The 22562-nt window shown below is 63.1% G+C and carries 11 protein-coding genes and 1 pseudogene; 9 read left to right on the plus strand and 3 right to left on the minus strand.

Annotated elements, in window-relative coordinates:
- Positions 1-34 precede the first annotated feature (34 nt).
- A complete protein-coding gene (locus CGK93_RS23935; RefSeq protein WP_232481509.1) occupies positions 35-10597 on the plus strand; it encodes a DUF7507 domain-containing protein in 10563 nt (3520 codons plus the stop codon).
- Between the two features lie 91 nt (positions 10598-10688).
- Entirely contained in the window at positions 10689-11117 is a 429-nt protein-coding gene (locus tag CGK93_RS01515; RefSeq protein ID WP_089593297.1) for a hypothetical protein, read from the plus strand.
- Between the two features lie 49 nt (positions 11118-11166).
- On the opposite strand, the gene CGK93_RS01520 is transcribed toward CGK93_RS01515, so the two are convergent.
- Complete coding sequence (locus CGK93_RS01520) at positions 11167-11544, minus strand: hypothetical protein (RefSeq protein WP_089593298.1); 378 nt, start codon at positions 11542-11544, stop codon at positions 11167-11169.
- A gap of 295 nt (positions 11545-11839) precedes the next feature.
- Between CGK93_RS01520 and CGK93_RS01525 the strand changes: the two genes are divergently transcribed.
- From CGK93_RS01525 to CGK93_RS01540, 4 genes and pseudogenes are all read left to right on the plus strand, one after another.
- The gene (locus CGK93_RS01525; RefSeq protein ID WP_089593299.1) at positions 11840-13402 is read left to right on the plus strand and encodes a pyridoxal phosphate-dependent decarboxylase family protein; all 1563 of its coding nucleotides are present in this window, start codon (positions 11840-11842) and stop codon (positions 13400-13402) included.
- Positions 13399-14742, plus strand: a complete 1344-nt coding sequence (locus CGK93_RS01530) for a lysine N(6)-hydroxylase/L-ornithine N(5)-oxygenase family protein (RefSeq protein ID WP_089593300.1) — start codon at positions 13399-13401, stop codon at positions 14740-14742. The genes CGK93_RS01525 and CGK93_RS01530 overlap by 4 nt, the downstream gene beginning before the upstream one ends.
- Positions 14739-15329: a GNAT family N-acetyltransferase gene (locus tag CGK93_RS01535; RefSeq protein WP_089593301.1), complete on the plus strand. Its 591-nt coding sequence runs from the start codon at positions 14739-14741 to the stop codon at positions 15327-15329. The genes CGK93_RS01530 and CGK93_RS01535 overlap by 4 nt, the downstream gene beginning before the upstream one ends.
- Positions 15326-17166: pseudogene (locus CGK93_RS01540) on the plus strand (IucA/IucC family protein). Before CGK93_RS01535 ends, CGK93_RS01540 begins: the two are co-directional and overlap by 4 nt.
- Positions 17167-17219: 53 nt before the next feature.
- Here the strand turns inward: CGK93_RS01540 and CGK93_RS01545 are convergent.
- A complete protein-coding gene (locus CGK93_RS01545) occupies positions 17220-18545 on the minus strand; it encodes a BNR-4 repeat-containing protein (protein ID WP_089593302.1) in 1326 nt (441 codons plus the stop codon).
- Positions 18546-18603: 58 nt separating this feature from the next.
- Here CGK93_RS01545 and CGK93_RS01550 point away from each other — a divergent pair, with 58 nt between their 5' ends.
- The 3 genes from CGK93_RS01550 to CGK93_RS23945 all read left to right on the plus strand — a co-directional run bounded on the left by CGK93_RS01550 (position 18604) and on the right by CGK93_RS23945 (position 21299).
- A complete protein-coding gene (locus tag CGK93_RS01550) occupies positions 18604-19383 on the plus strand; it encodes an SDR family NAD(P)-dependent oxidoreductase (protein ID WP_089593303.1) in 780 nt (259 codons plus the stop codon).
- A gap of 129 nt (positions 19384-19512) precedes the next feature.
- On the plus strand, positions 19513-20682 hold the full coding sequence (locus CGK93_RS23940) for a sigma-70 family RNA polymerase sigma factor (RefSeq protein ID WP_232481510.1): 1170 nt from the start codon (positions 19513-19515) through the stop codon (positions 20680-20682).
- Positions 20683-20996: 314 nt separating this feature from the next.
- Positions 20997-21299, plus strand: coding sequence for a hypothetical protein (locus CGK93_RS23945; protein WP_232481511.1), 303 nt, complete (start codon positions 20997-20999; stop codon positions 21297-21299).
- Positions 21300-21373: 74 nt separating this feature from the next.
- Here the strand turns inward: CGK93_RS23945 and CGK93_RS01560 are convergent, their stop codons facing one another.
- Positions 21374-22447 carry an FUSC family protein gene (locus CGK93_RS01560; protein ID WP_089593304.1) on the minus strand — a complete coding sequence of 358 codons (1074 nt, stop codon included), beginning with the start codon at positions 22445-22447 and terminating at the stop codon, positions 21374-21376.
- Positions 22448-22562 lie beyond the last annotated feature (115 nt).

Consider the following 22562-nt stretch of genomic DNA (forward strand, 5'->3'; position numbering starts at 1 on the left):
GGCCTCGTGCGTGACAACGAATAGCGAGAGAACCGTGAAACACACACGTCCACAGAAGCTGTTGGCGGCCGTAGTCGCCACAGCGATCATGTCGCTGGGGGTGGGTGGCGCCTTAGCGCCACCTGCCTTGGCGACAGTCCCGGGATCGCCGGGTGTTGCCCAACCAGGAACACCCGTCTACATCGAGGACTTCTCCAACGAGGATGCCACCAACGGTGCCATCAGCATCCTCAACTACACCGGCGGCGCCGAGGCTGCCAATGAAACATACTTTGCAGACACCCCTTACACTCCGGCCGGCGGACAGTGCGATGGCTGGATACTGAATTCCTCCACGCCGTTGCCAACCTCTGACGCCGGGTGTACCAACAATCAGCCTGATGGTTGGAACCAAATCCGGCAAATGGCTGCCGCCCTTGGATTGGCCCAAGGCCAGACAGCTGCGGAATCTTCCACCAACCAGGTGCTGTCCGAATATACGAACAGCCCCACCGGGCGCATCACACCCGGAGTCCAGTTCCGGACTGAAGACAACACTATTCCGGCGATCGAGGGTCACTACTACGCAGTATCGGCCTACTTCGCACAGGTGAACTGCCACTCGACCCACGCAAAGGAGACCTTCAGCCTGCTGATCAACGGCACGCGCCAGGTCCTCAGCACCGGGCTTGATCCTTGTGGATCAAACACCACCAACGGCGGCGCCATAGAGATCCAGAAGCTCCAGTCTGCTGCCTACCAGGTTCCGATGGGCACCTCCCCTTCCCTCGGTCTTGAACTGAGGAATGAAGCCACCAGCGGTGCCGGAAACGACGTCGCTTTCGACCTTCCGCAGATCGTGGATGTCACTCCCCAGGTGGACAAGGCCTTTACTCCGTCCCTCATCGGCCCCGGCGGAACGTCCAAAGTTACCTTGACGGTGACCAACACAGACGATTTGATGGCCAAGAACGACTGGTTCATCACGGATACCCTCCCGGCCGGCGTCGTGATTGCCGGTACCCCCAACATTGGCGGCACCTGTGTACAAGCCACAGGAACCAACCCCCTGGTGCGCACGGCCGTTGCCGGCAGCAACACCATCTCGGTGACCGGCGGGGACCTCGCCCTGGGCATGACCTCCTGCACCATCGAAGTTGATGTCACGGCAGCAGCCGAGGGCACCTACGTCAACGGTCCGGCCAACATCGTCACCAACCTGAACCCGCCGGCAGACGCCACTTTGGTAGTCAAGGCCCCGCGCCTTGAACTGAGCAAGGCACTGGATGCCACCCGTCTGATGGATTCGGATCAGTTCACCACTGAGATCCGCACCGGCTCGGCTACGGGACCTGTTGTCAGCAACACTGCCAACGCCACCACCACCGGTACGGGTTCCACCGTTACTGCGGGCACAGGTGTCACTGGCGAATACGTCGCTGACGCCGGGGCAACGTACTACCTGACGGAGTCGGGTACCAACCTGTCCGGTTACAGCAAGGTGATCACCTGTGTTGACGCCAACGGTCTCCAGGGCGGACTGCCCAACGGAGCGGTAGTCGATGCTGCTTACTCCTTGGTGCCTGTTGCTGGCGCCGATATCAGCTGTGTCCTCACCAACACGGCCGTTCCGGCACCGGAACTGGAATTCACCAAGTCCGCTGACTCTTCAGACGTCCAGGATCCCTCTGTTGTGGGTGACCAGATCACCTACACGTTCACGTCCACCAACACGGGCAACGTGCCCCTGACGGGTGTCACCATCAACGACCCCCTGGATGGATTGTCAGCCCTGACCTACACCTGGCCGGGAACTCCGGGCACCTTGCTGCCCGGCGAAACCGTGACGGCTATGGCCACCTATGCCATCACCCAGGCTGACATCGATGCAGGGCACGTGGCGAACCTTGCCACCACCACGGGTAATCCTCCGACAGGTCCTCCTGTCACCCCGCCGCCAGCAGGTACCGATACCCCGCTGACTCCGGCTCCGGCCATGGAGTTCAGCAAGTCCGCGGATGCTTCGGATATCCAGGATCCGTCCGTTGTTGGTGACCAGATCACCTACACGTTCACAGCCAAGAACACCGGCAATGTCTCCCTGACCAACGTGTCCATCAACGATCCGTTGGCTGGCCTGTCTGCTTTGACGTACAACTGGCCCGGTGCTGCAGGAACGCTCCTGCCCGGCCAGACCGTTACCGCTACGGCAACGTACGCCATTACGCAGGCCGACATCAACGCCGGTCACGTCGCCAACACGGCGACTACCACTGGTACTCCGCCCACCGGTCCCGCGGTCACGCCGCCTCCGGCAGGTACGGATACCCCGCTGACTCCGGCTCCGGCCATGGAGTTCAGCAAGTCCGCGGATGCTTCGGGCATTCAGGATCCGTCGGTTGTGGGTGACCAGATCACCTACACGTTCACGTCCAAGAACACCGGCAACGTTCCGCTGACCAATGTGTCCATCAATGATCCTTTGGCTGGCTTGTCGGCTCTTACCTACACGTGGCCGGGCACTCCGGGCGAGTTGCTTCCGGGTCAGTCGGTGACGGCTACGGCAACGTACGCCATTACGCAGGCTGACATCACGGCCGGTCATGTGGCGAACTCGGCAACCACTACGGGCACCCCGCCTGTTGGCCCTCCGGTGACTCCTCCTCCAGGCACCACGGACACTCCGCTGACGTCAACTCCGGCCATGGAGTTCAGCAAGTCCGCTGACGCGTCCGCCATTCAGGATCCGTCTGTTGTGGGTGACCAGATCACCTACACGTTCACGTCCAAGAACACCGGCAACGTTCCGCTGACCAACGTGTCCATCAACGATCCCCTGGTTGGTCTCTCGGCTCTGGTTTACACCTGGCCGGGTACTCCTGGTGAACTGCTTCCGGGGCAGACCGTGACGGCTACGGCAACGTACGCCATCACCCAGGCGGATATCGACGCCGGTCATGTCGCCAATGCGGCGACCACCACGGGCACCCCGCCTGTTGGCCCGCCGGTAACGCCTCCTCCGGGAACCACGGATACTCCGCTGACTACGGCTCCGGCCATGGAGTTCACCAAGTCCGCTGACGCTTCGGACATCCAGAACCCGTCTGTTGTGGGTGACCAGATCACTTACACGTTCACCTCGAAGAACACGGGCAACGTGAAGCTCACCGGCGTCGTCATCGATGACCCGCTGGCGGGTCTTTCGCCGTTGGTTTACACGTGGCCGGGCACTCCTGGTGAGCTGCTTCCGGGTCAGACGGTGACGGCTACGGCAACGTATGCCATCACCCAGGCTGATATCGACGCCGGGCATGTTGCGAACGTTGCGACTACCACGGGTACTCCGCCCACCGGTCCTGCTGTCACGCCTCCTCCGGCTGGTACGGACACTCCGTTGACGGCTGGCCCGGCTCTGGAGTTGACCAAGACAGCTGATGCTTCCGGTGTTCAGGATCCGTCGGTTGTGGGTGACCAGATCACCTACACGTTTACGTCCACCAACACGGGCAACGTGAAGCTGACTGGTGTTGTCATCAACGATCCGCTCGCGGGTCTGTCTGCTCTGACGTACACCTGGCCCGGTACTCCGGGCGAGTTGCTTCCGGGCCAGTCCGTGACGGCTACGGCAACGTATGCCATCACGCAGGCTGATATCGACGCCGGGCATGTCGCGAACGTTGCGACCACCACGGGTACTCCGCCCACCGGTCCCGCGGTCACGCCGCCTCCGGCTGGTACGGACACTCCGCTGACTCCTGGCCCCGCCTTGGAGTTCAGCAAGTCCGCTGATGCTTCGGCAATTCAGGATCCGTCGGTTGTGGGTGACCAGATCACCTACACGTTCACGTCCACCAACACTGGCAATGTGAAGCTCACCAACGTGTCCATCACGGATCCGCTGGCTGGCCTCTCGGCGCTGGAATACACCTGGCCGGGGACCCCCGGCGAGCTGCTTCCGGGTCAGACGGTGACGGCTACGGCGACGTACGCCATCACCCAGGCTGATATCGACGCCGGTCACGTCGCCAATGCGGCGACCACCACCGGAACTCCGCCTGTTGGTCCTCCTGTCACGCCGCCTCCGGGAACCACGGATACTCCGTTGACCCCGGCTCCGGCAATGGAGTTCAACAAGTCGGCGGATGCTTCGGCAATCCAGGATCCGTCTGTTGTGGGTGACGTCATTACCTACACGTTCACCTCGAAGAACACGGGCAACGTCAAGCTCACTGGTGTGGTTATCACGGACCCGCTGGCTGGTCTTTCGGCTCTGAACTACACTTGGCCCGGTACTCCGGGCGAGTTGCTTCCGGGCCAGTCCGTGACGGCTACGGCAACGTATGCCATCACGCAGGCTGATATCGATGCGGGTCATGTTGCGAACAGCGCCACGACCACCGGTACTCCGCCCACTGGTCCGCCGGTGACGCCTCCTCCGGGAACAACGGACACCCCGTTGACCCCGGCTCCGGCAATGGAGTTCACCAAGTCGGCGGATGCTTCGGCAATCCAGGATCCGTCTGTTGTGGGCGATCAGATCACCTACACGTTCACCTCGAAGAACACGGGCAACGTCAAGCTCACCGGTGTGGTCATCAATGACCCGCTGCCGGGTCTCTCGGCGCTGGAATACACCTGGCCGGGGACTCCCGGCGAGTTGCTTCCGGGTCAGACGGTGACTGCAACGGCAACGTATGCCATCACCCAGGCTGACATCAATGCAGGCCACGTCGCGAACACGGCAACCACCGTGGGCACTCCGCCCACCGGTCCCGCTGTGACGCCTCCTCCGGCCGGTACTGATACCCCGTTGACCCCGGCTCCGGCCATGGAATTCAGCAAATCCGCTGATGCCTCCGGTGTCCAGGATCCGTCTGTTGTGGGCGATCGCATCGTCTACACCTTCACGGCGAAGAACAGCGGTAACGTGACCCTGACCAACGTTTCCATCACGGATCCGCTGGCCGGTCTCTCCGCTCTGACGTACACGTGGCCCGGCGCGGCAGGAACCCTCCTGCCCGGCCAGACGGTGACGGCTACGGCAACGTACGCCATCACGCAGGCTGATATCGACGCCGGTCATGTCGCCAACAGCGCCACGACCACCGGCACGCCGCCGGTTGGTCCTCCTGTCACGCCTCCTCCGGGAACCACGGATACCCCGTTGACCCCGGGTCCGGCCATGGAGTTCACCAAGTCCTCGGATGCCTCCGCTATCCAGAACCCGGCAGTTGTAGGTGACTTGATCACCTACACGTTCACGGCGAAGAACAGCGGCAACGTGACCCTGACCAACGTTTCCATCACGGATCCGCTGGCTGGCCTCTCGGCTCTGACGTACACGTGGCCCGGCGCGGCAGGAACCCTCCTGCCCGGCCAGACGGTGGCGGCTACGGCAACGTACGCCATCACGCAGGCTGATATCGACGCCGGACATGTCGCCAACTCGGCAACTACTACGGGCACCCCGCCCGTTGGTCCTCCGGTGACGCCTCCTCCGGGAACGACGGATACTCCGTTGACCCCGGCTCCGGCGATGCAGTTCACCAAGTCGGCCGACGCCTCCGCTATCCAGAACCCGTCCGTTGCAGGTGACCTGATCACCTACATGTTCACGGCGAAGAACAGCGGCAACGTCAAGCTGACCGGTGTGGTCATCAATGACCCCCTGGCTGGTCTGTCTGCCCTTGAGTACGTCTGGCCGGGGACCCCCGGCGAGCTGCTTCCGGGTCAGTCGGTGACGGCTACGGCAACGTACGCCATCACGCAGGCTGATATCGATGCGGGTCATGTTGCGAACAGCGCCACGACCACCGGTACTCCGCCCACCGGTCCGCCGGTGACGCCTCCTCCGGGAACGACGGATACTCCGTTGACTCCGGCTCCGGCGATGGAGTTCAGCAAGTCCGCTGATGCCTCCGCAATCCAGGACCCGTCCGTGGTGGGTGACGTTATTACCTACACCTTCACCTCGAAGAACACGGGCAACGTCAAGCTCACCGGTGTGGTCATCAATGACCCCCTGGCTGGCCTCTCGGCTCTGACGTACACCTGGCCGGGCACTCCGGGCGAGTTGCTCCCGGGTCAGTCGGTGACGGCTACGGCAACGTATGCCATCACCCAGGCTGACATCGACGCCGGGCATGTTGCGAACAGCGCCACGACCACTGGTACTCCGCCCACCGGTCCGCCGGTGACGCCTCCTCCGGGAACGACGGATACTCCGTTGACCCCGGCTCCGGCGATGGAGTTCAGCAAGTCGGCTGATGCCTCGGCAATCCAGGATCCGTCTGTTGTGGGTGATCAGATCACCTACACGTTCACGGCGAAGAACACCGGCAACGTGACGCTGAAGAACGTATCCATCACGGATCCGCTCGCCGGCTTGTCTGCTCTGACGTACACCTGGCCGGGAACCCCCGGCGAGTTGCTTCCGGGTCAGTCGGTGACGGCTACGGCAACGTACGCCATCACGCAGGCTGACATCGATGCCGGTCACGTCGCGAACAGCGCCACGACCACCGGTACTCCTCCCACCGGTCCTCCGGTGACGCCTCCTCCGGGAACGACGGATACTCCGTTGACCCCGGCTCCGGCGATGGAGTTCAGCAAGTCGGCTGACGCTTCGGCTGTCCAGGATCCTTCGAAGGTTGGTGACGTTATTACGTACACCTTTACCTCGAAGAACACGGGCAATGTGAAGCTCACTGGTGTGGTCATCAATGACCCGCTGGCCGGCTTGTCTGCCCTTGAGTACACCTGGCCGGGTACCCCCGGCGAGCTGCTTCCGGGTCAGACCGTGACGGCTACGGCAACGTACGCCATCACCCAGGCTGATATCGACGCCGGTCACGTCGCCAATGCGGCGACCACCACCGGAACTCCGCCTGTTGGGCCTCCTGTCACGCCTCCTCCGGGAACCACGGATACTCCGTTGACTCCGGCTCCGGCGATGGAGTTCAGCAAGTCGGCTGACGCTTCGGCGATCCAGGATCCTTCACGGGTTGGTGACGTTATGACGTACACCTTCTCTGCGAAGAACACCGGCAACGTGAAGCTCACTGGTGTGGTCATCAATGACCCGCTGGCTGGCCTCTCCGCGCTGACCTACACCTGGCCGGGAACCCCCGGCGAGCTGCTTCCGGGTCAGACCGTGACGGCTACGGCAACGTACGCCATCACCCAGGCTGACATCAACGCAGGTCACGTCGACAACTCGGCAACCACTACCGGTACCCCGCCTGTTGGGCCTCCTGTCACGCCTCCTCCGGGAACCACGGATACTCCGTTGACCCCGGCTCCGGCGATGGAGTTCACCAAGACGGCAGACGCTTCCGGTGTTCAGGACCCGTCGGTTGTGGGCGATCGCATCGTCTACACCTTCACGGCCAAGAACACGGGCAACGTCACGCTGACCAACGTGTCCATTACGGATCCGCTGGCAGGTCTCTCGGCACTGGCTTACTCCTGGCCGGGTACTCCGGGCGAGTTGCTTCCGGGCCAGACGGTGACGGCTTCGGCATCGTATGGCATTACTCAGGCTGATATCGACGCTGGTCATGTCGCCAACTCGGCAACCACTACGGGCACTCCGCCGGTTGGTCCTCCTGTCACGCCTCCTCCGGGAACAACGGATACTCCGTTGACCCCGGCTCCGGCGATGGAGTTCACCAAGAGCTCGGACGCCTCCGCGATTCAGAAACCTGCAGTTGTTGGTGACCAGATCACTTACACCTTCACGGCGAAGAACTCCGGCAACGTCACGCTGAAGAACGTCACTATTGACGATCCTTTGGCTGGTCTCTCGGCACTGGAATACACCTGGCCGGGTACTCCCGGCGAGTTGCAGCCGGGCCAGACGGTGACCGCTACGGCAACGTATGCGATTACCCAAACTGACATCAATGCAGGCCATGTAGTGAACGCGGCAACCACTACGGGCACTCCGCCCGTTGGTCCGCCGGTAACGCCTCCTCCGGGAACGACGGATACTCCGCTGACTCCGGCTCCGGCGATGCAGTTCACCAAGACGGCTGACGCTTCCGCTGTTCAGGACCCGTCCGTTGCAGGTGACAAGATCACCTACACGTTCACCGCGAAGAACACCGGCAACGTCAACCTCACCAACGTGTCCATTACGGATCCGCTGGCTGGCCTGTCCGCCCTCGAGTACACCTGGCCGGGGACCCCCGGCGAGCTGCTCCCGGGTCAGACCGTGACCGCTACGGCAACGTATGCGATTACCCAGGCTGATATCGACGCCGGTCACGTCGCCAATGCGGCGACCACCACCGGAACTCCGCCCACCGGTCCGCCGGTGACGCCTCCTCCGGGAACGACGGATACTCCGTTGACCCCGAAGCCGGCGATGGAATTCAGCAAGTCTGCGGATGACTCGGCTGTCCAGGATCCTTCCAAGGTTGGCGAGGTCATTACGTATGCCTTCTCTGCGAAGAACACCGGCAACGTCACGCTGAAGAACGTCACGATTACCGACCCTCTGGCTGGTCTTTCGGCTCTGACGTACACGTGGCCGGGCACTCCGGGCGAGTTGCTTCCGGGTCAGACGGTGACGGCTACGGCAACGTACGCCATCACGCAGGCTGACATCGACGCCGGTCACGTCGCGAACAGCGCCACGACCACCGGTACTCCTCCCACCGGTCCTCCGGTAACGCCTCCTCCGGGAACCACGGATACTCCGTTGACCCCGGCTCCGGCAATGGAGTTCACCAAGTCCGCTGACGCCTCAGCTGTCCAGGATCCTTCGAAGGCCGGTGACGTGATCACGTACACCTTCTCTGCGAAGAACACGGGCAACGTCACGCTGAAGAACGTTTCCATCACGGATCCGCTGGCTGGTCTCTCGGCGCTGACCTACACCTGGCCCGGAGCTGCAGGAACACTGCTGCCCGGTGAAACGGTGACGGCTACGGCAACGTATGCCATCACCCAGGCTGATATCGACGCCGGTCATGTCGCGAACAGCGCCACGACCACGGGCACTCCGCCTGTTGGTCCTCCTGTCACGCCTCCTCCGGGAACCACGGATACCCCGCTGGTCCCGAAGCCGGCGATGGAGTTCAGCAAGTCGGCTGATGCCTCGGCTGTTCAGGATCCGTCCGTTGCAGGTGACCTGATCACCTACACGTTCACGGCGAAGAACACCGGCAACGTGACGCTGAAGAACGTTTCCATCAGCGATCCACTGGCAGGCCTGTCTGCCCTGGCTTACACCTGGCCGGGCACCCCCGGCGAGCTGCTGCCCGGTCAGACGGTGACGGCGACGGCAACGTACGCCATCACCGTGGCTGATATCGACGCCGGTCACGTCGCCAACTCGGCGACCACCACCGGTACCCCGCCGGTTGGTCCTCCTGTGACGCCTCCTCCGGGAACGACGGATACTCCGTTGACCCCGGCTCCGGCCATGGAGTTCACCAAGTCCGCGGACGCCTCGGCTGTTCAGGACCCCACAGTTGCAGGGGACAAGATCACCTACAACTTCACGGCCAAGAACACCGGCAACGTGACCCTGACCAACGTGTCCATCACGGATCCGCTGGCTGGCCTCTCGGCACTGACATACACCTGGCCCGGAGCTGCAGGAACACTGCTGCCCGGTGAGACAGTGACGGCGGCGGCAACGTACGCCATCACCCAGGCTGATATCGACGCCGGTCACGTGGCGAACTCGGCAACCACGACGGGTACCCCGCCCGTTGGTCCGCCGGTAACGCCTCCTCCGGGTGAGACGGATACTCCGTTGACTCCGGCTCCGGCCATGGAGTTCAGCAAGACCGCAGTGGCTCCGGCTACGGATGGTCCGTCGAAGGTGGGTGACGTGATCACCTACAACTTCACGGCCAAGAACACCGGCAACGTGAAGCTCACCAACGTTTCCATCACGGATCCGCTGGCCGGCCTCTCGGCGTTGACCTACACCTGGCCGGGAACCCCCGGCGAGCTGCTGCCCGGCCAGACGGTGACGGCTACGGCAACGTATGCCATCACCCAGGCTGACATCAACGCCGGTCACGTCGCCAACTCGGCGACCACCACCGGCACTCCGCCCACCGGTACTCCGGTGACGCCTCCTCCGGGTGAAACGGACACACCGTTGACCCCGACGGCAGGTTTGGAGTTCACCAAGACGGCCGATGCCTCGGCTGTTGGAGACCCCACCCAGGTGGGTGACGTGATCACGTACACGTTCACCGCCAGGAATACCGGAAACGTCCCGTTGACGGATGTCTCCATCAACGATCCGATGCCGGGCCTCTCGGCCCTGGTTTACACCTGGCCCGGCGTTGCAGGAACCCTGCTACCCGGTGAGACCGTGACCGCTACGGCAACGTATGCGATCACCCAGGCGGATATCAATGCCGGTGAGGTCGCTAATACGGCAACCGCAACGGGCACGCCTCCGACGGGACCCCCGGTCACCACACCACCTGCTAGTGCTGTCGTGACCTTCCCGCCGGTAGTTCCGAGCCAGCCTTCGGGTCCGTTGGCCAACACGGGAGCTGTCCTCACCGTGTTGCCCATCAGCCTGCTGGTAGTTGGCGCGGGGCTGTTCCTGTTCCTCGTTGGACGCCGCAAGCGTTCCGAGGCATAGGACAAAAAGTGCGCGGCAATCGGGGCCCCAACCCCGGTTGCCGCGCATTTTCAACGAACGTACAACCCAGAAAGAACCAGGTAGCCACACCATGAAGAAGACTGTTGCGTGCATAGCGGGGGTGCTGGTTTCGGCAGCCGCACTCGCCGGTTGTTCGTCGTCCCAGAGCAACGAGGCAGGGACGTCGCCGTCGTCAACTACAACCCAAGCCGCCACCACCGGTGAGGCAAAACCTGCCAACCCCGGTACCGGCATCATTGAAGCCACCAAGATGACCTCCTGCGATACTGCGCAGGGAAAGGTCACGGCGAAGGGGACCGTGACTCCTCCGGAGGGGACCAAGGGCACGGTCAAAATTACCGTCAGCTGGGTGGACCCGAAGACCTCGGCCGTCCTCGCCCGTGGGGAGCAGACCTTCAAGGATGCTGCAGCGGGCAAGGCGCTTGACTGGGTCGCCAACGCAGAGGTAACCAAGCCTGCCGCGGAGATCAAGTGCGTCCTGGGGGCCACGGTCCTCTAGGCAAGCAGTTCCATCAAACACCGTGCCAGAGCGGCCGGTCAGGTATCCATTACCTGGCCGGCCGCTTTTTTTGCCACTGAACCGCGTGCCAGAACAGCAGGCCCGCAGTGATCAGCAAGGCGGCCAGCAGTACGTAGGGCGCGTTGGAAAGCAGGATGAACTTCATTTGGGCTGCTTCGGCGGATTCGGCGGGCTGGACGAATTGCGGAGAGCTCACTATCGCACCGACTGACGTAGCCAGCGCCCAGACTCCAAGCCAGGCCAAGCCGGCGTCCATGACCCACAACGCAATGATGAACGGGTTGAATGGAGTCCGCTTGCGTTCCTTGTCCGCAGGCTCCGGCACATGGGGGCTGACGGCCTGCACAGCGTTGCCCTGCTCGTCGATTTCGCGGAAGCCGATGCGCTCGTGGACGTGGTCCTTCATAGGTCCCCCAACCGTTGACTGCGGATAGTCCTTGCACTCTACTCCTGTAGTCGCGAAGCCCGACAAGGAAGAGCGGCGCCCAGGCATGGCCCATTGCCGACACTCCATGGCCGAAAAGAGTGCCGCATTTTGCACCCAATGCAGTCTGAAAGAAAGTCAATGACGCGCAACTGGGCGGTACACAGGCGAGAAAGCGCCTTCAGAGCGAAATAGGTCACAAAAGTTTGACGGAAAGGCTTACCTAAGTAAGGCTTACCTTGCTAACAAGCGCCCCACGCAATGGAAGGAAGCTGACGTGACGTCACCCAGTGTCGAAGAGCGGATCGCTCAGGAGCAGGATTTTGGCTCCAAAGTGGAACTGGCCCTCGCTGCCACCAACCAGCTGTTCAACGCACGAAATTCGCCCAGCTACGTCGCGCAGGTTCTCCAGGGAGTCAACGCTGTCTCCACCAAGGTCCAGCGCACCACCCAGCCGTTCACCGGCGTCGGGCATGCTGAACTGAAAGCCAGGGTAGGCGCCGTCGATCTTGAACGTCCGCTGCCGGACACGGCTGCCGCCCTGGAAGAGCTCGACGAGCTCTACCTCAAGGACGCCATCTACTTCCACGATTCCCGCTACGCCGCACACCTCAACTGCCCGGTAGTCATCCCTGCGTTGGTAGGAGAAGCCGTACTCTCGGCGGTGAACTCCTCCATGGACACGTGGGACCAGAGTGCGGGTGCCACCATGATCGAGCGCCGCCTCATCGATTGGACCGCCGAGCGCATCGGGTTCAGCACCGAGGCCGACGGCGTGTTCACCTCCGGTGGCAGCCAGTCCAACTTCCAGGCGCTGCTGATTGCCCGCAACCATGCTGTTGTCAAGCTACGGGCCGCAAGCGGGGACGCGCGCCTGCCCCACCTTCTTGACCGCCTCCGGATCTTCACGTCCGTGGACAGCCACTTCAGCATCCAGAAGTCCGCTTCCATGCTGGGCCTGGGCTTCGACGCCGTCATCGCGGTCCCCACCACCGAAGACCACCGCATGGACCCCGCCGCCCTTGCGGCTGCTTTGGCCGAAGCGCACGACGCCGGGCTGGTGCCGATGGCTGTTGTGGCCACCGCCGGGACCACGGACTTCGGTTCGGTTGACCCCTTGTCCGAAATGGCCGCGTTGGTTCGCGCCTACGATTCCTGGCTGCACGTGGACGGCGCCTATGGTGGCGGGCTCATCGTGTCCGGCCGCCACCGGCACCTCCTGGACGGCATCCACCTGGCGGATTCCGTCACGGTGGACTTCCATAAGACGTTCTTCCAGCCGGTCAGCTCCAGCGCGGTCCTGGTCCGCAACGGTTCCATGATGGGCCACGTGACCTACTACGCGGACTATCTGAACCCGGAAAGCGCCGCAAAGGCCGAGATCCCCAACCAGGTGGACAAGAGCATCCAGACCACCCGCCGCTTCGATGCACTGAAGCTATGGCTGACCCTCCGCATCATGGGCGCCGACGCCATTGGTGCGCTCTTCGACGAAGCCATCGACCTCGCCGCCCGGGTAGGCACCCTGCTGGCTGACGACGCCGAGTTCGAGCTCGCTGCCGCCCCGCAGCTGAGCACCTTGGTGTTCCGCTACCGCCCAATGGTTGACGGTGCACCCCTCGACGACGACGCTGCAGACGCACTCAACCCCGCCATCCGCGCAGCCATCTTCGCTTCAGGCGAGGCCGTAGTTGCCGGCACCAAAGTTGCTGGCCGCCACTACCTCAAATTCACCCTCCTCAACGCCGAAGCGAGCCTGCGGGACATCCAGGAAATCATCGAACTTATCCGCCGGACGGGCAACGGCCTGCTGGCGAACACCACGGAGGCGGCAGCGTGAGCACCCAAGACAACAGCAAGATCTACGACGTCGCAGGCATCGGCGTCGGGCCTTTCAACTTGGGCTTGGCCGCCTTGAGCGAGCCCGTGGAGAACCTCGACTGCGTGTTCCTGGATCGGCGCGAGTCCTTCGACTGGCACCCCGGCATGATGCTGGAGCCGGCGCACCTGCAGGTCCCGTTCATGGCGGACCTTGTGACGCTCGCCGACCCGACGTCGCCGTTCTCGTTCCTGAACTTCCTGAAACAGACGGGGCGCCTCTACCGCTTCTATATCCGCGAGAACTTCTACCCGCTGCGCGCCGAGTACAACCAGTACTGCCAGTGGGTGGCCGGACAGCTTGAGTCCGTCCGTTTTAGCACGGATGTGCTGGATGTGACGTACGACGACGGCGTATACCGGCTTTCGGTGGAGGGCCCGGACGGCGCTGAGGTGCTTCGCGCCCGCAAGCTGGTCCTGGGCACGGGCACGTCGCCCTACGTTCCGGACTCCTGTGCAGGAATTGTGGACGCCGGCGGACTTGTCCTCCACAACGCGGACTACCTGTCGAGGAAAAGTGAGCTGCAGTCCAAACGCAGCATCACCATCGTGGGCAGTGGCCAGAGCGCGGCGGAGCTGTACTACGAGTTGCTTCAGGAAATCGACGTCTACGGCTACCAGCTCAACTGGGTGACCCGCTCGGGCCGGTTCTTCCCGCTGGAGTACACCAAGCTCACCCTCGAGATGACCTCGCCGGAGTACGTTGACTATTTCCACTCGCTTCCCGGCGAGCAGCGCGATTCGCTGATCAAGAGCCAGAAGAACCTGTACAAGGGCATCAACTCGGACCTGATCGACGACATCTACGATCTCCTCTATACCAAGAGCCTCTCCGGCATGGTGGACACCCAACTGCACACGCATTCTTCGCTCACTGCCGCAGAGTGGGATGCCACCACCGGCACGCACACCCTCCAGTTGCACCACGAGGAACACGGCCAGGGCTACAGTCTGGAGTCCGAAGCCGTGGTCCTCGCCACCGGCTACACCTATAAGGAGCCCGCCTTCCTGGCAGGAATCCAGGACCGGATCCGCCGCGACGCCAAGGGCCGCTTCGACGTCGAGCGCAACTACGGTACCGGTGTTGAACCTGGCGAAATCTTCGTCCAGAACGCAGAGCTGCACACCCACGGCTTTGTCACCCCGGACCTCGGCATGGCTGCTTACCGTAACTCCTGCATCCTGCGGGAAATCACCGGCCGGGAGGTCTACCCCGTGGAGCGCAGCATCGCGTTCCAGCAGTTCGGTGCGCCGGCTCCGGTGGCTGCTGCCGTCCCCGAAACCGTGGGAGCCGCTGTATGAGCTTCACGTTCCGGCCCGTCGATCCGGTAGCGGATGCACCTGTCCTCCACAGCTGGGTCAGCCAAGAATATGCCCGGTTCTGGGGCATGGTTTCGGCCACTGAGCAGGACGTTGTGGAGGAGTACTCCAAGATCGCTGAATCCGGCCATCACCAAGCGTTCTTGGGGCTCGACGACGGCGCCCCCGCCTTCCTGATGGAGCGGTACCGCCCGGAGTCATCGCCGTTGGCGGACGTCTACGAGGTCCAACAAGGTGATGTGGGAATGCACCTCCTGGTGTCACCGCCCACCGGTCAGCCGCAGCCTGGCTTCACTACCGCCGTCATGCAGTCCGTTATGAAGGAACTGTTCGATGACCCCGCAACCCGGCGGGTCGTCGTCGAACCTGACGCCCGCAACCACAAGATCCACGTCCTGAACGAGAAGGTGGGCTTCCGGCCGCACGGCGTGGTGACTCTTCCCGCCGTCGATCCTGCCGAAGACCATAAGCAGGGCCTGCTGAGCTTCTGCACCCGCGAGGATTTCCTCGCCACCCTGACCCCAATTCTGGCCGCGCCTGCCGCGGCGACCAGAGGAGAATCCCTGTGACCACTACTGCCGATGCCGTGACCACTGCGGTTGATTCCGTGTCCCACCTGAACCCCGAGCGGTGGGCCATCGCCAACCGGCACCTCGTCCGGAAGGCGATCGCCGAGTTCTCGCACGAGCGCATCCTGGTCCCGGAGCTGATCCGTGCGGAGGGCACCGGCGTCGGGCTTTACAAGGTAGTGAGCGATGACGGCGCTACGGAATATCGCTTCCGTGCCCGGGTACTCCAACTGGAGCACTGGTCCGTCTCTGTGGAATCGATCGTCCGTTTGCGCGATGGCGAAGAGCTGCCGTTGGACGCTTTGGACTTCATTGCCGAATTTCACGAGGCTCTGGCCATCCGCCAGGAAATGCTGCCCGTGTACTTGGAGGAAATCAGCAGCACGCTGGCCAGCCACGCCTACAAGCAGGGCAAGCCGTTCAGCTCGGCGCAGTTGGCGGCGGGCATCACCGACGGCACTGACCGGGCCGCAGATTTCCAAGCCATTGAACACAGCATGACTGAGGGCCACCCGTGCTTTGTGGCCAACAACGGCCGATTGGGCTTCGGGATTACCGACTACCACGCGTTCGCACCCGAAACCGGTGCAACCGTGAAGCTGCAGTGGATCGCGGTGCACCGCAGCAAGGCAGTGTTCACGTCCAGCGCAGGGTTGGATTACCGGACGCATTTCGAGGGCGAACTCGGGCCCGCGACTCTTGCGTGGTTCAACGCGGAACTGTCCGCCTCCGGCTTGGATCCCGAGGACTACCTCCTCATGCCGGTCCACCCGTGGCAGTGGGACAACAAGCTCACGGTGACGTTCGCGGCAGAAATCGCCCAGCGCCACATCGTGAACCTGGGCACCGGTGAAGACTCGTATCAGGCCCAGCAGTCCATCCGTACGTTCTTCAACACCGACTACCCGGAGAAGGCCTATGTGAAGACGGCCATGTCCGTGTTGAACATGGGCTTCATGCGGGGACTGTCCCCGCAGTACATGAAGGCGACGCCGGCCATCAATGACTGGCTGCAGGAACTGATAGGCAATGACCAGGAGCTCCAGAACCGGGGCCTGGCCATGATCCGTGAAACCGCGGCCATCGGCTACCACAACCACTACTACGAGGCTGCTTCGGCCAAGGGTTCTCCGTACCGAAAGATGCTTTCGGCCTTGTGGAGGGAAAGTCCGCTGCCGTTGCTCAAGGATGGGCAGCAGCTCGCCACCATGGCTTCGCTGCTGCACGTGGATGCCGCCGGGGAATCGGTGGTCTCATCGCTGATTCAGCGCTCCGGCCTGGCTCCCACCGAATGGCTTCGCCGTTACTTCGAGGCCTACCTCGTGCCGTTGGTCCACTGCCTCTACGAGTACGAGCTCGCGTTCATGCCGCATGGCGAAAACGTGATCCTGATCCTCGAGGACGGTGTGCCCGTGCGCGCGATCATGAAGGACATCGCCGAGGAAATCGTGGTCATGGGGGACCGGCTGGAACTTCCCGAGGAAGTCTCCCGCGTGAAGGCGGAGATTCCGCCCGAGGAAATGGTCCTGGCCATTTTCACCGACGTGTTCGACTGCATCTTCCGCTTCCTCGGAGCAATCCTTGTGGAGGAGGGGACGCTGCGCGAGGACGAGTTCTGGGGACTGCCGCCGCCGTACTGCGCGAATACCAGCAACGCCACCCGGAACTTGCAGACCAGTTCGCCATGCATGATCTGTTTGCGCCGGACTTCGAGCTCTCCTGCCTTAACCGGCTGCAGCTGAGGAACAACCAGCAGATGCTGGACATCTCGGATCCCTCCGGTGGACTCCAGATGGCAGGCCGCTTGGCCAACCCGCTGGCGAAGTTCGCCTTGTAAGGTCCCGCGAGGGGTTGGCTTTCGGCACTTTCAAAGGTTGAGAGAGTCGAGAGCTAACCCGACGGCGAGGAAATTAGCGCCATGATCTCCGTTTGGTAAGCCTGCGAGGACGTCATCGATCCCCGGAACCAGCACAGTGCGTGAACTGACGGATCGCCCGGGACCACCATGGGCCTGAGATTGTCCACAGTGGATCCCTCCGTGATGGCTTCCCATGTCCAGCCGGCACCTGAATCGGACGTGACGCCCCGGTAGATCTCGTAGTGCGCAGTGGTGGCGCCCGTCCGCGGATCCACAGGTGTGGAGATGTAGACGCGATTCAGGTCGTGGGGGTCCACGGCGCCCAGCCCGGTGTAGTCCTGCTCGTGCGGCAGGAGGCCGGGGCCGGCGACGGCGAGCGGATGAAGCTCCCAGCGCACGCCATCGAAGCGCGCGTACAGCAGGCGGTGATCGTCGACGTCGAGCATTTGCTCCCGCTGCAGCGGACCGTTGACGTCGTTGGCCCGGCAGGTGACGATGGCCGCCAGTTCCGTGCCCTGCCGGCGCAGGTCAGTAGTCCAACCGTGGGTGAGGACGTCGCCGTCGAGCGTTGTTCCGGCTTCGAAAACTGTGGTGAGGGCTGACTGGTTGATGCCCGCCGAGCCGATCAACGGCTTACTGACCACATTCCCCGCGGCGTCGTGGAGAGCGTCGTTCTGGAGATAGCCGTGGTAGATGCTGTTGTTGAAATCGCGCGGATGGTGGTCCGTGGTGATGAGGTCGATGCGGTCTGTCCCGTTGCCCACATAGCGGGTGTAGCCATTGACATAACCGATCTTGGGACGCGTGAAGAGCTTGCCGCCGTAGGTCCAGGTGCTGCCGTGGTCGTCCGAGATCATCAACGTGGGATCGTCATTGATGGCCCGGACAAAGTTGTAGACCCGGTCCTCCTGGCGCAGGTGATGCAGGTTGGAGTAGGTGGCGCCACGGCCGTCGGCCAGTTCGGTCCAATCGAAGTGCTGCTCCTGGTCCCATTCAGAGGCGTCGTGAGGGCGTGTCGAAATCCGCCAACGTGAGTAGTTGTCCGTCTTGTGCTTGGCGTACATCGCCACGTAGCGACCATCCGGCCGGATCAGGAGGGCCGGGGCATTGTGGTCATCTGACTCCAAACGGTGGTGCAGCACGTGGACGCGGCTGCTGCCGGTAGCAAGATCCAAGACCGCAATTTCTATGTTTCCGCCGCGTTCTGCGCCCCCAGGCCCTTCCGGCGAGGCCACGGATCCGAGCAGCAAGGTGTTGTTGGCGGGGTCGATCAGTGCACGCTCATCCTGGAACCAGCACCAAGCGCCGTTGTTGTTGAGGAGTAGTGGCACTTGTTGAGATGGGGCGGGGTTGGCCATGGGAATCCTTTGCGGCTTTGCATCGTTTCAATTCCAGTGTGGGTACTAGTCTAGGCGCATGACGACTCGAGCCAACGAACTCACTGCCCTGGTGACAGGGGCAACCGCCGGGCTCGGTGCGGAATTCGCCCGCCAGCTCGCTGAAGCCGGACACCACCTGGTCCTGGTGGCCCGCGACGAACAGCGCCTGAAAGAAACGGCCGAAGAGCTCGAACGCGACTTCAGTATCTCGGCGGAGGTCCTGTCCGCTGACCTGACCACCGACGTCGGGGTAACAGCTGTGGCGGACCGCTTGCGGGATGCTGCGCGGCCCGTGGATGTCCTGGTCAACAACGCCGGCATCGGGCTGTTGAAGTCGTTCGAAAGGAATGACCTGGACGAAGAAAAGCACCATCTGCGGCTCCACGTCCAGACGCCCATGGAATTGTGCCACGCGGCGCTGGAAGTCATGCTTGCCCGCGGTAAGGGCCGGATCATCAACGTTGCCAGCGTGGCGGCGTTTGCCAACAGGGGCACTTACTCGGCCGCCAAGGCGTGGCAGGTCACATTCAGCCGGTGGGCGAACATCACCTACGCCAAGTCCGGCGTTCAGGTCACTGCCGTATGCCCGGGTTTCACGCATACCGAATTCCACGACCGTATGGGCATGGACAAGTCCGTGGCTCCCCGTTTCCTGTGGCTCACTGCCGAGCGCGTGGTGCGTGAAGGGCTGGCGGACAACGCCAAGGGCAAAGGTGTTTCCATTCCGACGCGCAGGTACAAGGTGGTCAGCTTCTTCGCACGTGTCCTTCCAGCGCAACTTACGTCCGGACCGCCCAGGCGGCCGCTGGAGCCGTAAGCCTCCCAAAGTGTTCACATGGTGGGCATTCGGCTTTAGGCTGAGGCTGGAGTGCGGCACCGGGGCGCGGCGGCTGTACTGGGGCTTCAGCAGCGTGGCTCCGCAACATGAGGCTCGCGGGAGCCTCGTTTGCCCGCGAACAAGGCCGTGTCCGAGACGGGTAGCGGCATGGGCGGAACAGCACCGGCGGACAGCAACGGGCGCCACGGAACAGGGTTTGGCGGTGACGGCATTGTTGCCGTGGCTGACAGCGACATGGATTTGGTCCTTCAGGTTCGCGCAGGCGATAGGACTGCGTTCGAGGTGCTCTTCGAGAGGCACCAAGGGACGGCGCGGAAGGTAGCAGCGGCGCAGGTGGATAACTTTGCAGACGTTGACGACGTCGTGGCAGACGCTTTCGCTTCCGTTTACCAAAGCATCACCGCGGGGAAGGGGCCAGACACATTCTTCCGCGCCTACCTGCTGACTGCCGTGCGGCGTTTCGCCTATCACGCTAATCGGGGCGCGTCGCGTACCCGCCCTACCGCTGAGTCGTTCGTGCTGGATTCGGCGGTGTTCCATGATGATCCTGCAGTGGCCCACTTCGAATCCAAGGCCGTTGCCCAGGCGTTCCGCTCCCTTCCTGAACGGTGGCAGGAAGTCCTTTGGTACGTTGACATCGAAGGGTTGAAGCCGGCTGCTGCTTCGACGTTGCTCGGCTTGAACCCCAACGGGGTTTCCGCCCTGGCGCTTCGTGCGCGGGAACGCCTGCGCCAGGTGTACCTGCAGAACCACATCACGTCATCCGCTGGAGATGACTGCGAAGAATACTCGGCGCAGTTGGGTGCCTACGCCCGCGAAGGTCTGAGGCGGCGCAGCCAGGACAGGGTGCGGGCACATCTTGAGGGCTGTCCCAAGTGCACTGCCTTGCTGCTTGACCTCAACGATGTGCAGTCAGCCATGCGGGCTGTGGTCTTCCCGTTGGTAGCCGGAGTTGCGTTTACCTCCGTCTTCCCTGCGCTTGCGGCCACTGGCGCCGGAGCAGGGGTGGGCGCCGGCGTGGTGCACGGCCTGCCGCACAAGGAGATGGCCCTCTTCTTGAAGGTGGGCGCTGGAGTGATGGCCGTGGCAGCAGTGTCGGTGGGCGCAGCCGTAGCGTTGAGTGGCGCAGGGTCAAACACGGCTGAGGTACCAGTGGCGGAGGTATCGCCTACCGCTCAAGGGCAAATTTCTTACGGTCCTGATCCAGCCGCCCCGGGAACCGGGGAGCAGGATCAGCCCCAACTTCCTGCCCCAATGAGCCTTCGAACGGAGCGGTAGAGAAGCCTGCCGTGTTTCCCTTTCCCGTGCCAACGAAACCAGCGCCCAGCGGGTTTCCAGCACCCTCGCCGTCCCAGAAGAATCCACTGTTTCCGACGTTCGCACCGACGGGGCAGCCGACCATCCCGGCACTGGTGCCGGTTCCGAGCGCAACCCCGACCCCGAGCGCAACCCCGACCCCGAGCCCAACGCCAAGCCCCACTCCGACGCAAACCCTCACGGCCACGCCCAGCCCTACTTTCACCGCCACGCCGTCACCGGCGCCCGCTGTGACAGCCACGTTCCGTGCTGAACCGGGGACCACGGCCTCCGACGTGAATGTCACTATCACCTTCACCCTTCAAGGAGGTACGGCGCCCTCCGCGGCAGAAGCGGTTTTCACGATTTCTGAAGAGGCCCACATGATCCGCGGAAAACTCAATGAACCGGCAGGCTGGACGTGTGCGTCCGGTGATGCAGCCACCCGGCAGTTCCGCTGCACCAGCACCGCTGTGGATCCGGATGCGCTTGAATTCTCGCTGGGAGTTTCCAAAGTGGATGACGCCGGGACCACCACGATGTATTACGAGTTCGGCGGCATTGGCATTGAAACGGCAACCTTCTCCACCACGTTCTAGGGAACATTGACTGGATTCAAGTGCGGGGGACCGGGTGAGGACGACACTTCATCCTGGTCGTCCAGAACTGACAGCTACTGCAGCACGCGACTCCGTGGAGCCCGGACCAGCACAGCCACCGCGATGCCCACCACTGCGCCCACGAACGTCTCCACGGCCCGCTCCATCACCAGCAGGCCCGGGTCCATGGGGGCCGCGAGTTGCGCGATCAGCAGGATCACCGGGGTGAAGAACACCATGGCCCACCCATAGTGCCGGGCCATGAACAGTTCGGTGGGGAACTGGCACAGGACCACCAGCACGGCCAACACCACGGCGGTGTGACCCGGGAAGTACTGGAGCGGCGACAGCGGACTGGGGAAAAGCACGACGGCGACCACTGCCAACCCGAGGAACGTCCCCACTATGCGGTGGATACCGCGGTGGACGCGGCTGGGGAGGTCGGCTCCGGCGAGGGGCACGGCCGCGGCGGCCATGGCCCAGTGCGGATGGCCGCTGCCGCTGAGGACTCCGACCGACCCGGCCACGCTGACAGCGAGGGCATAGCGCGCAGCATGAACCATGGCTGCCGGGACCAGTGTTCCCTGCCGGAGGGGGCCGCGGAGGACGGGAACGTCGCGGACGGCACCGGACTCCCACCCGCGGTGCCGGAACCACCCGGCAAAGCCAACCAGCAGCGAAAAGGCGGCGGACCCGGCACCGATGAGTACCGCCGTCGTGAGTGGGACATTGGTTGGCACCGAAGCGCAGGCGCCCAGCGCGAGGATGCCGAAGAACGGGCCGATGGGTTTGAGGCGGACGGTGTCAGCGTAGAGGGAGCCGGCTCCGGCGAAGAGGGTTGCCACCAGCACCAGCCACCACGAGTGGATGTGGTTGACGGAAAGGAACACGCCAATGGCCAGCCCACCCACCAGGAACAGGCCCGCCTGCGCTTGGTGCTTGAGCCTGAGTTGATGCGTTTCGTTGCGTCCGTACATTCCCGTCAACGCACCGAACACGGCGTACATCATGAGGTCCGGACGGCCGATGAGAATGAGGACCAGCCCTGGCACCGCGACACTCAGGGCAACGCGTACGGCCGAGAGGCGATCGTTGTTGGCAGGGCCAAGACGGTGGAGTTCGCGGGCATGCGCAATGATGGCGGGCACAGCGAAACACCACCAATCATCAGAGGGACTCCCTTGAAAATTATCAGGACGGTCCGGCGGCCCGCCATTAGGCCGGTCACAAGCCGTAGCGAGATGGGGCACACGCATCCGGGAA

The sequence above is a fragment of the Arthrobacter sp. YN genome (assembly GCF_002224285.1).
GTDB lineage: Bacteria > Actinomycetota > Actinomycetes > Actinomycetales > Micrococcaceae > Arthrobacter.

Excerpts from the sequence above, each read along its gene's own strand:
- CGK93_RS01515 (WP_089593297.1), top strand. The coding sequence starts at position 10,689 with ATGAAGAAGACTGTTGCGTGCATAGCGGGGGTGCTGGTTTCGGCAGCC.
- CGK93_RS01520 (WP_089593298.1), bottom strand. The coding sequence starts at position 11,544 with ATGAAGGACCACGTCCACGAGCGCATCGGCTTCCGCGAAATCGACGAG.
- CGK93_RS01535 (WP_089593301.1), top strand. The coding sequence starts at position 14,739 with ATGAGCTTCACGTTCCGGCCCGTCGATCCGGTAGCGGATGCACCTGTC.
- CGK93_RS01545 (WP_089593302.1), bottom strand. The coding sequence starts at position 18,545 with ATGGCCAACCCCGCCCCATCTCAACAAGTGCCACTACTCCTCAACAAC.
- CGK93_RS01550 (WP_089593303.1), top strand. The coding sequence starts at position 18,604 with ATGACGACTCGAGCCAACGAACTCACTGCCCTGGTGACAGGGGCAACC.